Genomic DNA, 15,887 nt, shown 5'->3' on the forward strand with positions numbered 1-15,887 from the left:
TAGTCTGCAAGGAAAGCAGCGAGCCGTTTTGTAGTCGATAGTATTTGCGTTTCTCATCTAATGCAGACAGCAATTCCTTAATTTCTCTTTCTGGAAAGCCTTCCATTTCGAACTTGAATTCCAGCCAGTTAATGCGATCCTTTTTCACCTTTACCCTGAATTTCGGGAAGCTATTTCCCTTGAAAATGCGATTACGGACTGCTGTTGTAGCATATATTTGTACACTTAATTTTAATTCTGGCAAGGTGTTATACAGAAATTCATACTCCAGCTCCTCATTGTAGAGGATATAGCCGCTTTCTGTTTCAGCAAACGAGCTGTTTTCCATTATTTTTAGTATTTCATTTTCCTTGTCTTCCTCCCTGACAAAAGCACCTTTTGCAGGAACATCCCTGCTTTCCACAGGGTTTATCACAATATGTCCATAATGAAATTCTAAACTTGCCAAGAGCCGATTATTGACACGGTCCAAATACAGTTTTGCCTGCAGTGGTGTACGAACAAACTGACTGCTTATATGCACATTGCCCAGTTTCCTTAAGTTAGGCGCTACCTTTTCCAGAAAAAACTCCGCTTGGTTTTGGCGGATCGGAATATGATTTGTGCCAGTCTGTTCAAGCATCCCCTTTAACTCTGTTAGCCTTTGAATATCTTCACTGTCTATCTCATAGATTATTCCGCTTGAAACAACAGAATCATACATAGGAAGCAGCTGGATTTGTTCCATTCCAGCAATAGAGAGCTGATGATTACCTGTGTTGCCATGCTCAAATTGGAAGGTTAATGGCAGCTTCCCGTTAGAAAGGGTTAAGCCTTGATGTGTTTCTGCCCAGCATTGAAATTCAACATGAGGCGCCTTTGTGAGGAGTTTTCGAACAGCTGGCCAGGAAGATGGCGTAAGCAATACCATGTGCTTTTCCTCTATCATTCCGTTCTTGCTTAACTGCGGCAAGTAGGCATTTTCGTCCTCAGCCACTGCCACCAGCCCTCCCAATACAGCATCTGCTTCCTTTATAAAGCATTGTGTTTCTGGATTATAGATTATAGCTTCTGTTGTATAGACATTTGCTTGTTTCCAAGCAAGCAAAAAGGCATGCATATTTGGTACAACAACATCATCAATATGCATTTCAACTGCAAGCATCATCCTTTTACTTACTTCCTCCACCCGACACACAAATGCTGCTTTTCTGACTTCTCGATTTTCAAAATGACGTTGATGTGCACTTTTCCGTTTAGGCTGCAAATCAAAAATAGACAATAATTCGTCTGCAAGCAGATCCTCTCTCTGCTCGATATGTGGTGCGGTTTTCTTTAACTGATGTTCATAAACCGCCAGTAAAACTGCGGCCACATGCTGACAATCCTTTTGAAAGGAAGCAAGCTTCGGGCAGGAGCATTCTGCTTGAATGGTATCTGATGACGCCTTTATGCTAACCTTAAAATCATCTGCACCGTGGACAGTTGCCTTACATGTATCTTCATTAAATAATTGAAACGTAACTTTATTGCTTCTCACAAAAGAATCTCCTCGCTTGAAGGAGACATTGCCACACATTTCTTTTATGATGTTTTTTGTTAGCCTAACATTCATCTGGCTTTCTCCTTCTTCGACAAGTCCATTTGCTTGCTTTTCTCTTGTTTCATTCTAACATCGTGCCTTATATGCAACAAACAATGTGCACCACTGACAAACTCCATTATTTACAAACTAGTACATGTCTTTTAAAGCTGCCTTTATTTGCTGTACAGCGGTCGACAATCGCGAATCCAGCTTGTTTAATAGCTTCATCAACTTCTTCTATAGAAACAATGACTGCTTTTTTAGCAAATCTTCTCGCACTTTTAAGCATTTCAAGCTTTTCCTCATACGGAAGTACAGAACAAAGGTTGTATGGCATATCAATAATGGCTACATCAAATACACCATTCACAAGCTTGATATCCTGTAAAAGCACCTCTCCACTTAAATGAAAATAAGCAATATTTTCTCGCGCTTTGCCTGTTACTAGCGGATTAATATCACTGCCGACAATGTCTATTCCCATCGACAACGCTTCAATCAAAACAGTGCCGATGCCACAGCAAGGATCAATCGCCTTCACACCTGCGGGATGTGGCACGGCAATATTAGCAACAGCTCTTGCTAGCCTCGTGCTTAATGCAGTGGAATATTGATTAGGCTTGTTTTGGTGCTCGAGCCAAACAGATTTACTTTTATGGTAAAAACCAAATATCCAGCGGTCATTTGCAAACATGACAGCAAATGTCTGTTCCGGGTTTTGTAAATCAGCAGTTCCCTCTATATATGCACCAGCTTCTCTTTCCATCCGTTTTCTATCAGAAAATGGAATATTTCCATCTCCTTTTATAAAAACGACTTTATAGGAAGCTGCTTTTAAACCAATTTCACTTATTACGGACAAAAGTTCATGATAGCTTTCACTTTCTGCAACTATGTCCACCCTTCCTTTCATAAATGGACTTCTGCTTTGCTCAAGCTCCAGCTTGCTTTCGACAAAACCTTTGGGAGAGATACTGTCATCCGGAAAAAGAGAGCGCATCTCCAGCTTGCATAAGTCTGTTTCATCCTCATGAAAAGATATAGTATAAAGATAACCTTTGATTTTCAATTAATAGCCCTCATTCTAATACATATTTATTATGTTATTATAATGGACTTACAGAAGTATTACTATTATACGGATTGCTAGAATTTACTTCCAGATAGGGTATATATAAACAAAAAAGATGCTCCTTTTAAAGGAACATCTTCTAAAAGCATAATATCTTATTTAAACTGACAGCATTTCTGTAACTGTCGACTGGATTGCTTCTGCCAGCTTCTCTGGTGCTGTTAAATATAACAGTCCGTTTCCTTCTAGTTTTGGAGAGAAGCCAAGAGGAACAGTCCGTTTAATTAGCTGTGCATACAGCTCCGGTTCTGTTAGCTGTCTATCAAACTCCTGAACGGCAATCGCCTTGATTAAGGCTAGTCCGCCAGAGACATGCGGTGCAGCCATGGATGTGCCGCTAAGTCTAGCATATTGGCCATTCAAATAGGTGGACAGAATATTTTCTCCTGGAGCTGCAAGGTCTACTTCTCTGTTAGAATTGGAAAATTCAGAAGAGCTTCGTGTAAAATCCACGGAACCGACACTGATTACTTCGTTATAGGCTGCAGGATAGCCAAGCTCTTCTGTTGTGTCACGTCCATCGCCTTCATTTCCCGCTGCGCAGACAACAAGGATTTGGTTGTCGACTGCTCTTTTGACGGCATCATGAAGGGCTTGGACATCATCTGGTCCTCCTAAGCTCATCGAGATAATATCAACATTTTGTTCGATAGCATAGTGAATTCCGTTGGCAATCCAATCATACTGCCCTGAACCTTGTCCGTTAAGGACCTTCACGATAAGAAGGGAGCTTTCTGGTGCTGCACCAACAACTCCATTAGCATTTTCAACAGCCGCAATTGTTCCTGCCACATGTGTGCCATGTCCATTATAATCTGTATAAATATCTGGGTTCGAGTTATCATCATCTGTAAAGTTATAGCCGCCAATTATGCGCTCCTGCAAATCAGGATGTGTCGTATCACAGCCTGTATCAAGGATTGCAATCTTTATTCCTTTTCCTTTCGATTTTGCCCATAATGCAGGTGCTTGAATTTGCTGTATTCCTGTTGGCACCTCATTTGTCAGTTGCACCACTTGCTCTACTTTGTAAGGTATTACCTTCACTTCTGGTCTCAAAATATGATCCCTCCTGTAGGATTAGTAGTTTACATTAAATAGTTTAACAATTTAGCATATTCAAAAAAAGAGCCTTTCGACTCATACAAGAACACATGTTTTGCGGAAATTTGCCGATTTAATTGGTTTTCCCCTGATATAAATGACTCAACTAATAGACAGTAATTTCAAATCTTTTCTAAGAAACGATGAAAATAGCAGTCACGAATTCTAAGAATTTCCTCATTTCCCTCTATACAATTCCAATTAATTAGATTATCATCTAATTAGATAATAATCTAAAAAGGTGATTAAGAATGTTCATTCTGACAACAGAAAAGAAGTATCAAAAGCTTTTTCTAGCTGGTCTAATTAATGGCATTGGTGACCGGGTTAGCCAAGTGGCTACCTTGTCCCTTATTTTACAGCTTGCTGATTCTGGCATGTCTGTCGGTATAACCCTTGCTCTTCGCATGCTGCCCTTCTTGCTGTTTGGTCCTTTTAGCAACAAAATTGCAGCTATCTGGTCCCGAAAAAATCTGCTAATCTTTATAGACGCAGCTCGGGCTGTCATAGCCATTTCGTTTTTCTTTGTCGAAAATAAAGCAGATATTTGGATTATTTATGCTGCCTCCTTTCTTTTAGCAAGTGGAGAAGCCTTATATGCTCCTGTAAGAAAAGCCAGCATTCCAGCAATTATTGCTCCCAAAAACTTGAAGGGTGTGAACGGTTTAGAGCAGGTACAATTAGGCTTCGTCCTTGTAATTGGCGCATTGGCCGGAGGCATAGTTTCCTATCTGTTTGGAATTCACGCTGCTTTTCTTGTGAATATTGTTTCCTTTATCGTTGCTGGTGCCTTCATTAACAGGATTGAAAGCTTGGAAACTCCGCAGAGCAAGGCTGTTTCTCCTTTTGAATCCAAAGAAACCGGGCTGTTTTCAGTACTCTTCTCTTCCTCCTTATTCATCATGCTGTTAAGTGCTGATATTCTTGTTCCGCTTGCGAATGGAATTGAAAATGTTCTGATCAGTGTGTATGCAGACAGCACCTTTTTTGCCGGAGAGTTAGGAGTAGGAATTCTTTATAGTGTGCTTGGAACGGGATTTATCATCAGCCCGCTCCTTACTAAGTATATTAAGAACCATTTCTTGTTTTTTGCCTATCTTTCCATGTTGATGGAAGGGTTCATTTTGCTGGCTGTCAGTCAAACTGGTTCATTCATGATAATCGCGGTTTTGTTTGGTCTTCTTACGATATTTGGAGGTGTAGGCAATACCCTGCTAGACACTGTCATAATGAACGAACTGCCATCAAAGCATCAAGGAGCTTATTTTTCTTTTTCTGCAACGATTGGGAATACAAGTTTAGGTTTGTCCATGTTTGCCACCGGCCTGCTGTTGGATGTACTCCAACCGCGCATATTAGGAGCCATAAACGGCCTCTTATATATTGCTTTTGGAGGTGTTTATCTATTGTGGAGTTTTCAGCTAATTCGATTGAAAAGATTGCAAAAGGGCAAGTTACTTTAGTGAAGTTTTTAACCTTTGGAGAATCACGCTAAAAACCTGTACCCTAATTAAGGTACAGGTTCATTTTGTCAGTATACGGCAGATTTCCCAAAGCTGCGCACGCAGTTTCTACCACCATTCTTCGCTTCATAGAGTGCTATATCAGCTTCATCCATAAGTGAAGCGATAAGCTGTTCATTTTCGTCGTTATCAATAACGGCACTTGTCACTCCTAAGCTGGCAGTAACATTAATTGCTGCTTCGTCTACCTTTACACTGCTTTTCTCAACCTCATGACGAATTGCTTCTGCAACTTGAACAGCATCTGCTTGAGAGGTATTAGGCAGGCAAATGATAAACTCCTCACCACCGTATCTGCCAATAAAATCAGAATTTCTAATATGCTGTTTGGCACATTGTACTACTTGTTTCAGAACAATATCACCTGCTTTATGACCAAAAGTATCATTCACTCTCTTAAAGTGATCAATATCAAACATAATAATAGCCACTTTATCCATATCAAACAGCTCGTCTGTTTTCTGCAGAAAAAAACTGCGGGTATACACATTTGTTAAACCATCCAGACTGGCGATAGCTTTTAATTGTTCCTGCATTAATATTCTTTCGGTGACATCCACAAATGTTATGATTTGGCCGAGATGCTTTTTCCGATGCAAAACGGGAGTAAATTTGATTTGATAATGCAGTGTATCCTGCTTATAATCTTGTTTTTCTCCTTTTACGACAATACCCAAAAGTGACTCGTTTTCCTTAAGCATTTCCTTAACAGGTTTGCCAATTGAACGGCTCTTGATCGCTGGAACCATTTTTTGCATGACTGGATTAAAATCCACAATAACATTGTTTTGATTTAATACCAAAACCCCTTCTTCCATGCTGTCAAATACCTTTTCTCTAGCAATTGGAGCAACACTGAACATTTGTAACGATATAATCGCCGCCCCATGAAAAACAAAGGAAATACTCATTGAAATTGGCCCTAAATCAATGCCGTTAGGACTTAAGCCTGTCAAATAAAAAACACTGCCAAGTACAGGGACAAAAAGACCTGCTGTCATTGTCGCAATCTGCCATTTAAAGCGCCTTGCTTTCCCCTTTCGAAGCTGTGCCAACAGCAAAATAATGCTGCCTAAAACACATGCATAAAGGAAAAAAGAATGGACATAAAACCATGGACCGCCTTCAAGACTTAAGGTAGGAAAAGTCCCAGATGTGTCTACACCCATTGATTTGTAATAGAAATGATGAAAATCATTCGTATAGTGAATCAATATCGTCAATGACGGAAGGCCGAAAAAAAAGTAGTACAAACGGCGACTCCACTTAACACCTACATATTCCATGCACATGAATAATGTAAATACCGGTATAAATGGCAATACGAGATATTCAAGGCGCAGCCATATTTTCATATGCTCAAGTGTCGTGCTTGTTAGCTCAAACACATAAAAAAACGTAAATAGCATACTGCAGAAGGTTCCTAAAATATAGAAAATTCCTCCTGGAGCATTGCGTATGCGGTAATAAGCATAAATACATAATAGTGCACTTAACAGCCCGCCACATATATCAATAAAAGCAAAAAGGAATAATTGTTGTGACATCTTTCATTCTCCAAATTAGATTTTTACCTCATTATTTATTGCTTTTATTATATTCTATTTCTTAACAGCAAGGATATAATAAAATAGGCCCCTATTTCACTTTAAAATAGGGGCCATTTACTAATGAACTCTGATGAACTCAGGCTTTATCCGTTTTATTACTTTCACTATATACTAATTAGAATATCTTACCAATCAGATAGTGAATTTACGGATTAGTTCCTGCAGCTCTTCTGACATGCTTGATAGTGATTTTGCTGATGCAGTAACTTCCTCAAGGACTGCAATTTGCTCTTCTGTACTTGCTGCCACACTTTCAGAGGCAGCGGTGTTTTCTTTTGCAATATTTGCCAAATCAAAGGAAGTAGACGTAACTGACTGCATTTCTCCCGTTACACCCTTAACAATTTGCGAAACTTCTTCCATTTTTGGTCCCATTGTTTTAATTCCTTCAATGATTGCTTGGAATTTAACAATTGCTTCCTGTGATACGTCTATTCCTGTCTGAACACTATCTGCTGCCTGTTTCATTTTGTCGACAGTCTGTTCTGTACTTGTCTGGATATCCTTAATCAAGCCAGTGATTTGTTTAGCGGATGTTTGCGACTGTTCAGCAAGCTTTCTTACTTCTTCTGCCACAACAGCAAATCCTTTGCCTTGCTCTCCTGCTCTTGCTGCCTCAATTGCGGCATTAAGTGCTAAAAGGTTTGTTTGCTCTGCGATGCCGCTGATAACATTGCTTATTTCATTAATTTCTTTAGAGCGGTCGTTTAATGACTTGATCATTTTATCTGATTCACTAACATGTTCAAAGATCGTGTTCATTTGATCAACTGTTTTCTTAACTGACTCTCCGCCTTCTATTGCATGAGTAGCTGTTAATCTCGCTTCTTCATTAACAATTTCAACATTTTCATGGATTGTATTGATACCTTGTCCTACTTTTTCAATGGCTTTAGCCGTCTTCTCAATCCCTACTGTTTGCACCTCTGCACCACTTGCGATTTGCTGGGTGGATGATGCAACATGAATAGTTGCTGTTTTTGTTTCTTCAGCTGCCGCTGACAACTCTTCTGCAGCTGCTGCAACTTGTTCTGTATTTGTGTCTACCTGTGATATCAAATCACGCAACGATTCCTTCATTTCAGTGAAAGCATTCCCAAGCTCGCCAACCTCATCCTTAGAGGTTACTTCTATCGGTTCTGATAAATTCCCTTTACTGATAATAATGGCACTGTCCTTCAGTTTTTGAATCGGTCTGATAATAGAGCGCGTTACAAGGACAGCAACTATAATTCCGATTAATATTGCCAGAATCTCAATAAATAAAGCTGATTTCACGATAGGTGCTGATGCAGCATCTACTTCGCTTTTATACATTGTTCCTGCAATTTTCCAGCCAGTCAATTTATTTGTCGTGAAGGTCATGCTTTTCAGTTCACCATCTAATTCATAGTTCAGGTGTCCTTGATTACTTTCATAAAGGTCTGCCATAAAGCTGTCTGTTGCTTCTGAACCAGATTCCTTCGTTGGATGGTATACATATTGTTTTTCCCTGCCAAGAATAAAGGAATAACCTTCTTGTCCAATTGTCACTTTTTTTGCTACGTCTTTAATCGAATCAACCTTTAAGTTAATTCCAATAATTCCAGTTCCATCTGTAAGCTTCTTAGAAATAGTAACAACCATTTCTCCTGATGCTGATAAATAGGCATCAGATATAAAAGTATCTGTCGTAGCCTCTGCGTTTTTGTACCAGTCTCTTTCCCGTGGATCATAACCGTCAGGAAGCTTTTTAACCGGATATTGAATCATGTCTCCATTAGGTGTACCAACATAAATGCTGGCTGCTTCTGGATGAAGCGATGCATACTCGTCAAGGCGCTTTCTTAAGTCGGAGTTTTTCTTTACACTGTTTTCATCTATCGACATATTTTCAGCAAAAAACTCAGCATCCTTTACTTTTGGCTCTACCGTACTATCTATATATTCATTCAGCAAGTCTACACTTGCTTCTGCGGCATATGTTATTTGGCTTGAAATCGCCTTATTTGCACTTAAATAAGAAACTGCCCCTATCGTTATTGCTGGTATAATCACCAACAGTAAAAAGGTTAACAGCAGTTTCCTTTTGATCGTCATTTTTATTCTCTTTAATCCTTTTTGTTTCCCCATGTTGTCTCCTGCCTTTATCTTTTTATCTTAATCTAATTCCTATATCGACAGGAAATTTGCCTTATATATAAGAAAATATACCCATTATTTTTACTAATAACGGATAAAATACCCAAATAGAATGAAGGCGGTTTATAATCCGATTAATTGCATACCCTTTAGAAAGACTATATAATCAGCAAATGGATTCGTACATCCAAAAAAGAGAGCAAAAATTACTAAAGGAGCGCTTTATTTGAATCAAGCAATTATTAATGATGCAAGTCAAAAACGGAATTATCCCTTTATAACATTTATTCTTTTCTGGTGTGGACTCACCCTCTTGACGAGCATGTATATCACCATTCCCCTAACCTCTGTCTTCTCCGAAGAATTTCAGATTACTTTGGACCAAACATCGTGGATAGGCAGTTCATTTTCGTTATGCTATGCACTTGGCTGCTTGCTTTACGGACCTATTTCTGATAAATACGGCCGCAAAGTATTAATGGTTTCTAGTATCAGCGTCTTAACTGTCGTGACATTTATGATTGGGTTTGTTCATTCCTATCATGCTCTCGTATTTTTGAGAGCGGTACAGGGGCTTGTAGCTGCGGCTTTTGCACCTATTTCCCTCGTTTATGCTGGTGAAATGTTCCCGCCAAATAAACGGGTAACTGTCGTTGGTTTTATTAGCACAGGACTTCTTATGGCAGGCATTATCGGCCAGATTTTCAGTGGGATAATAAACCAGCTTCTTGGCTGGAATGCAATTTTCTTTATTTTAGGAGTTGTCTATCTATTCTCAGCAGTCCTTGTTATTATCGCTTTGCCAAAAGAGGATTTGCCAAAATCAAATGAGCATATTTGGAGTAAATTCAAGCAAATTAAACTATTGTTTCACCAACCGCAGCTGCTTCTTTGCTTTGCTGTTACATTTATGCTGTTGTTCACATTAGTCGGAATGTATACGATTTTGGGGAGTTATTTATCTTCACCGAAGTTTGGGTTAACAAGTGATCAAATTCTGTATGTTCGTGCAGTTGGTATTATCGGGATGGTTGTTGCTTTTTTTGTTGGTTCTATCTCGAAACGATTTGGTGCCTTGACAGTGATGCGGGCTGGCCTGTTTCTTTCTGTTGTCGGCTTGTTCTTGTTAGGCTTCAGTACTTCGCTAACAGCAGTGGTTATCTTAAGTGTCATTTTTGTAGCAGGGATTGCGGTTGTTTCGCCTGTAATCATTTCTCTCATCAGTCAAAAGGGCGGGAATGCAAGAGGCACGGCGATTTCCTTCAATGCTTTCGTCCTGTTTCTTGGAGCAAGTGCAGGTCCAATCGTAGCGGTACAGCTGCTAAAAACAGGAATGCTCACATTGTCGTTCATTATTTTAAGTATTTGTCTGCTGATTGGTCTTGGAGTATCATTCTTCCTTCGTGCAGCCGTTCCAGCACAGGGTAGATAATAAAAAAAGACGCTAAGACATAAGTATTAAAGTCTATTTCAAAACCAAACTATTTAATTGTTTATTGATTAATGGTTTGGTTTTTTGTCGTTTTCAGTTTAAAAAACCATAATTAAAAAATCTTAGTAGAATGGAGCGGAGGCTATTCGACTACTAAGGAAAATAGAGACGATTTAGACCCCACAAGCGAAGACGAGGAGGCTCCATAACCTCCCCAAAGAAAAGCGAGTGGGTGACATGTAATGGAACGAATTAATTTTAAAACTGCTCTCTATTTTATTATTCCATTCTCCATTGTCTCAAAGTTAGATAAAATTATTCGTGTTTAGATTGGTATTTTTGTTTTGTCCACCCCGCTTTACTTATGTTCATCTAACCGTTTCGCAAGCAAAAAATTGGCTTTAACTGCTCCAATCTTTTCCTTCCTTGCGTTATATACAGGTGCTTCTGCATATTTAGATAGCTGGTGATAAATTTGGTCGTTGCCAACGCCTAGCTGTTTTAACACCTCGATTGTGGCGACACTAACTGCTCTTGTGCCCCCATCCTCTACCTTAATGGCAATTCCTATACCAGCATCTGTTAAACCGAGGCATTGGACTGCTTCTGCTCCCGCTTTCGAGACAATTTGTGCGCCAAATGCTCTCATTAAATCTGTATCAAATCGATTTGTCCCACCAACCATTTCTGGATGTGCCACCATTGCATCACGTATTCTTGTAAGTATTTCAGACCGTTGCTCATTTACTTCCTTATCCGGCTTAGCAAGCCGTGCATATCCAAGTGCAGCATTTATTAATGGAATTTGATGAACAGGCACACCACAGCCATCAACACTTAATTGAATATTCTCCTTTGAAAAGGAGCAAATTTCCGCAATGGCTGTTAATATGCGTTGCTGAACAGGATGATTTATGTCCCGGTAGGAGCTAATGTCCTCCTGCAGATGAACAGCCGTTGTCAGCATGCCCGAATGCTTTCCAGAACAATTGCTGTAAACAGGTGTTACATCCTTGCCTGCTCTTAACAGTTTTTTATAGCTTTCCATATTCCATGGTGTATGTGTGCCGCATTGGAGTGCCTCTTCCTGTAATTCGAGTTTGTCCAATATATTTAAAACCGTATTTCGATGGTAGTTCTCTCCACTATGTGAGGAACAGCTCAGTGCAAGTGCAGGTGCGTCAAACGCAAAGTGGTCTGCTGCACCTGTTTCCACAAGAGGAACAGCCTGAAATGGTTTCATTGACGAACGCGGGAATGTCATCCTGTTAGGATCTCCAACAGAATACAGCAAATCCCCTTCTCTATTCACAACAGCAATATGAACACAATGTGTGCTTTCCACTTGGCTTCCTCTATAAACTAAAATCGATTTTTCCATTCCGAACACCCCTATGTGAATTTCTGATTTATACTAAATATTAATATAAATCAATTAGGTTGTCGAAACATTTTGAAAAATGACATAATTTATTCAACGGATAATTTCTCGTAATGATGAAAAAATAAGAAGGCCACTTTACTGGCATCACCATTATTTTAGGAGGGGTTTATTTTGATGATACTTGTAACCATTATTTATACGTTTATCAGACTGCGTACAAGATTGGATTACCTCTTAAACCATTCTGTTTATAAGCTAAATGGCTTTCTTAAGCTGTTTGCGGTTCCAAGTGTCTAACTAACTCTCTACCTGAAAAAATAAAAGCACTGTCACACTGGTCGATTGTTTTCGGCTAGTATGACAGGCTTTTTCATGTAAATTATTAGCTTAAGCTTCGATTCCTTACTTTTTGGCAAATGGCATCGAGAAACTCTTGTAACGATTGCTCTTCCTTCTGTTCCGAACCGAATCTGCGCACATTCACAGTACCTGCTTGTGCTTCCTGATCCCCTAAAACAATAATGTAAGGAATTTTCTGCAGCTGTGCCTCTCTGATTTTATAGCCTAGCTTTTCCTGACGTTTATCCACTTCCACACGAATTCCCGCTTCCTTCATTGCTGCTTGGACTTGGAGGCAATACTCCATATGAACAGGTGAGACTGGGATAATCTCTACTTGAACAGGTGCAAGCCAAACTGGAAAAGCACCGCCAAAATGTTCAATCAAAATGGCGAAAAACCGGTCAAGGCTTCCCATAACAGCTCTGTGAATAACTACAGGCCGAACCTTTTCATTCTGTTCATTTATATAAGACAAATCAAATTTTTCTGGCATTTGAAAGTCAAGCTGAATTGTTGCACATTGATGACTCCTATTTAAGGCATCCTTAATATGAAAATCAATCTTCGGCCCATAAAATGCACCGTCTCCTGCATTTACAGAATAGTTAATGTTCATATTATCCAATACTTGCTGCAGCGCTAACTCAGAAGCTTCCCAAAGGCTATCATCCCCTAATGAATCCTCCGGTCTTGTTGACAGCTCCACCTTATAATCAAAACCGAATATGCTGTATGCTTTATCAATTTGTGCAAACACATTAACTATCTCATCCTGAATTTGATCCTCCCGAACAAATAAATGGGCATCATCCTGACAGAATGTTCGGACCCTAAGCATCCCATTTAAGGCGCCGCTGTATTCATGTCGATGGACTTGACCAAACTCAGCAAGGCGGATTGGCAAATCTCTGTAAGAATAAAGTTTATTTTTAAATATCAACATGTGACCGGGGCAGTTCATTGGCTTCAACGCAAATGATTGCTCATCTACATGGGAGAAATACATATTATCCTTATAATGATCCCAGTGACCGGATTGCTCCCAAAGTTTTTGATTCATCATGAAAGGAGTACGTACCTCTTCATATCCTGATTGCCCTTGTAACTCGCGTGAAAACTGCTCCAGTTCATTGCGAATCAACTGCCCTTTTGGCAAATAAAACGGCATGCCTGGAGCTTCCTCTGAAAACATAAATAAGCCTAACTGCTTTCCGAGCTTACGATGATCTCTTTTAGCTGCTTCCTCTAAAAAATGCAAATAATCTCCTAAAGCTTGTTTTGTTGGGAAAGCTGTTCCATATATACGCTGCAGTGATTCATTTTCGCTGTCTCCCTTCCAATAAGCCCCTGAAACATTAGTTAAAGCAAATGCCTTTAACATGCCTGTTCTCTGAAGATGGGGGCCGCGGCAAAGATCAATAAATTCACCTTGCTCATAAATAGATATCTCCTCATCCTTAATTGCCTGCAGCAGCTCAAGCTTAAAGGGCTCCTCTTTTTCCTTCCAAATCCTTTCAGCTTCTGCATAAGACACCTCTATACGGTTAATGGCCAAATCTTCCTTCATGATATTTGTCATTTCTTTTTCAATCAGTGGTAAATCAGAAATGGATATTGATTTTTCACTTTTCACATCATAATAGAAACCATTTTCAATCACTGGACCTATGGCTAATTGGATGTTTGGATACAGCCTTTTTAGTGCCTGTGCCATGATATGTGCTGCAGTATGGCGTAGAACAGTCAGCCCAGCCTGCGAATCGATTGTGACGATGGAAAGCTGTGCATCCTCCTCTAAGCTAGTGTCTAAATCAGACAGTTTGCCATTGATAATGGCAGCTACTGCCTTTTTACGCAGGCTTGCACTTATGTCACCAGCAATAAACGCTGCAGTAGAGCCCTTTTGATATTCCTTACTCTTCCCATCCGGTAATGCTACATTGATAAAATTTTCCTGATTCATTAACAATCATCTCCTAAAAAAATATATAAAAAAACACACTCATCCCTAATAAGGGACGAGTGTGCTTGATACCCGTGGTTCCACCCAACTTCCCGCAAAAACTCTTTGCGGCTTTGGAGCTGTAACGCAGCTAACGATGCCTTTTCTAAGGCATTGCTCCAAGGTGGTAAATCATTTTCCTTAGCCGGGAAGATTTCAGCTCCACTTCCCTCTCTGCAGACCGTAAAAATAATTCATGTCCTTGTCATTGCATGTTTATATAAATAAAAAAACACACTCATCCCTAATAAGGGACGAGTGTGCTTGATACCCGTGGTTCCACCCAACTTCCCGCAAAAACTCTTTGCGGCTCTGGAGCTTTAACGCAGCTAACGATGCCTTTTCTAAGGCATTGCTCCAAGGTGGTAAATCATTTTCCTTAGCCGGGAAGATTTCAGCTCCACTTCCCTCTCTGCAGACCGTAAAAATAATTCATGTCCTTGTCATTGCATGTTTATATAAATAAAAAAGCACACTCATCCCTAATAAGGGACGAGTGTGCTTATACCCGTGGTTCCACCCAACTTCCCGCAAAAACTCTTTGCGGCTCTGGAGCTTTAACGCAGCTAACGATGCCTTTTCTAAGGCATTGCTCCAAGGTGGTAAATCATTTTCCTTAGCCGGGAAGATTTCAGCTCCACTTCCCTCTCTGCAGACCGTAAAAATAATTCATGTCCTTGTCATCGCTTTTTATTATCCATTATATTACAACGGTTCATTAAACTTTGCAATAGTCTTTTTATTTTTACCGAAAAAATCGCTTTATTGATTAACGGATATTTCCATACTCTTCACATAAACAGCAGTACCTGCAATTTCAATATCAGGACCGTTTTCGCTGTCTGATACTTTAACGAGAACCTTACCAGCACGGTCGATTTCCAAGCCTTGCTCTATCACAAGTTCAAAGGGTCTGACTGCTTCTTTTTTTATAAATTCAGCATAATATGCCCCCATAACACCAGATGCAGTTCCTGTTACAGGATCTTCCACTGTTCCAGAAAACGGAGACGAAAAATGGCGAGCGTGCATATCTGCATGTTCTAGCTCTGTTTCTAAACAAAACGGATGCAAGGAGGCTTTGGGAATTTCCTTAAGAACCTCTGGAAACAGCTGATTTTGCGGCTTCATCTTTTTAAATGCTGCAAGGCTGTTAATTGGTATTAGCAATGTCCATATTCCTGTACTGCCATACATGACTGGCAGTGCATCTGAAATATCGTCACTTGCCAAACCTAACGCAGAGGCCAAGTCCGCTTTAGAACCTCCGAATTCAATAAACTTCGGTGCAGCCTGTTTCATAGTTATGTACAAACGGCCGTTGTCGTTGACCTGCAGCTTGATTGGTAAAACTCCAGCGTTTGTTTCAATTGTGAAAGAATCCTTGTGCAGAAGCAGATTATGCTCATGTAACCCATATAAACAGGCAATTGTTCCGTGTCCGCATAAGTCCATTTCATGACCTGGTGTAAAATAACGAATTCTCAAATCTGCTTTATCAGATGCAGTGATAAAGCCTGTTTCGTTAAAGCCGACCTTAGAAGCGATTTCCTGCATTTCTGCTTCGCTTAAAAGCGCGCCATCCACCACTACACCAGCAGGATTCCCTTTATCAGGTTTTGTGCTAAAAGCATCATAATGATAAACGTTAACTGTTTTCATCACTGTTAGTC

Annotated in this window: 11 protein-coding genes; 3 read left to right on the forward strand and 8 right to left on the reverse strand. The window is 39.9% G+C overall.

Going from position 1 to position 15,887, the window contains the following annotated elements; all coding sequences use genetic code 11:
• The 3 genes from CEQ21_RS08030 to CEQ21_RS08040 form a co-directional block, all read right to left on the reverse strand.
• A partial coding sequence (locus CEQ21_RS08030) for an SNF2 helicase associated domain-containing protein (RefSeq protein ID WP_185764154.1) occupies positions 1 to 1,519 on the reverse strand: 1,519 nt, incomplete at its 3' end.
• 181 nt (positions 1,520 to 1,700) lie between these two features.
• A complete protein-coding gene (locus tag CEQ21_RS08035) occupies positions 1,701 to 2,633 on the reverse strand; it encodes a TRM11 family SAM-dependent methyltransferase (RefSeq protein WP_235907223.1) in 933 nt (310 codons plus the stop codon).
• A 162-nt stretch (positions 2,634 to 2,795) separates the two neighbouring features.
• The gene (locus tag CEQ21_RS08040) at positions 2,796 to 3,755 is read right to left on the reverse strand and encodes a S8 family peptidase (RefSeq protein WP_185764155.1); all 960 of its coding nucleotides are present in this window, start codon (positions 3,753 to 3,755) and stop codon (positions 2,796 to 2,798) included.
• A gap of 296 nt (positions 3,756 to 4,051) precedes the next feature.
• On the opposite strand from CEQ21_RS08040, the gene CEQ21_RS08045 reads away from it, so the two are divergent.
• Positions 4,052 to 5,263 carry an MFS transporter gene (locus CEQ21_RS08045; protein ID WP_185764156.1) on the forward strand — a complete coding sequence of 404 codons (1,212 nt, stop codon included), beginning with the start codon at positions 4,052 to 4,054 and terminating at the stop codon, positions 5,261 to 5,263.
• A gap of 68 nt (positions 5,264 to 5,331) precedes the next feature.
• Here CEQ21_RS08045 and CEQ21_RS08050 read toward each other — a convergent pair whose 3' ends face one another.
• Positions 5,332 to 6,870: a histidine kinase N-terminal 7TM domain-containing diguanylate cyclase gene (locus CEQ21_RS08050; RefSeq protein ID WP_185764157.1), complete on the reverse strand. Its 1,539-nt coding sequence runs from the start codon at positions 6,868 to 6,870 to the stop codon at positions 5,332 to 5,334.
• 195 nt (positions 6,871 to 7,065) lie between these two features.
• Complete coding sequence (locus CEQ21_RS08055) at positions 7,066 to 9,045, reverse strand: methyl-accepting chemotaxis protein (protein WP_185764158.1); 1,980 nt, start codon at positions 9,043 to 9,045, stop codon at positions 7,066 to 7,068.
• A gap of 235 nt (positions 9,046 to 9,280) precedes the next feature.
• On the opposite strand from CEQ21_RS08055, the gene CEQ21_RS08060 reads away from it, so the two are divergent.
• A complete protein-coding gene (locus tag CEQ21_RS08060; protein WP_185764159.1) occupies positions 9,281 to 10,486 on the forward strand; it encodes an MFS transporter in 1,206 nt (401 codons plus the stop codon).
• Between the two features lie 358 nt (positions 10,487 to 10,844).
• Here CEQ21_RS08060 and CEQ21_RS08065 read toward each other — a convergent pair whose 3' ends face one another.
• Positions 10,845 to 11,867, reverse strand: a complete 1,023-nt coding sequence (locus tag CEQ21_RS08065) for an asparaginase (protein ID WP_185764160.1) — start codon at positions 11,865 to 11,867, stop codon at positions 10,845 to 10,847.
• Between the two features lie 174 nt (positions 11,868 to 12,041).
• Here CEQ21_RS08065 and CEQ21_RS27250 point away from each other — a divergent pair, with 174 nt between their 5' ends.
• Positions 12,042 to 12,167, forward strand: a complete 126-nt coding sequence (locus CEQ21_RS27250) for a hypothetical protein (RefSeq protein ID WP_268878984.1) — start codon at positions 12,042 to 12,044, stop codon at positions 12,165 to 12,167.
• Positions 12,168 to 12,252: 85 nt separating this feature from the next.
• On the opposite strand, the gene thrS is transcribed toward CEQ21_RS27250, so the two are convergent.
• Both thrS and CEQ21_RS08075 read right to left on the reverse strand, forming a co-directional pair.
• Entirely contained in the window at positions 12,253 to 14,175 is a 1,923-nt protein-coding gene (thrS, locus tag CEQ21_RS08070) for a threonine--tRNA ligase (protein WP_185764161.1), read from the reverse strand.
• Positions 14,176 to 14,976: 801 nt separating this feature from the next.
• Positions 14,977 to 15,876 (reverse strand): PhzF family phenazine biosynthesis protein, encoded by a 900-nt coding sequence (locus tag CEQ21_RS08075; RefSeq protein ID WP_185764162.1) that lies wholly within the window; start codon positions 15,874 to 15,876, stop codon positions 14,977 to 14,979.
• Positions 15,877 to 15,887: the final 11 nt, after the last annotated feature.

The sequence above is a fragment of the Niallia circulans genome (assembly GCF_007273535.1).
GTDB classification, from domain to species: Bacteria; Bacillota; Bacilli; order Bacillales; family Cytobacillaceae; genus Niallia; species Niallia circulans_B.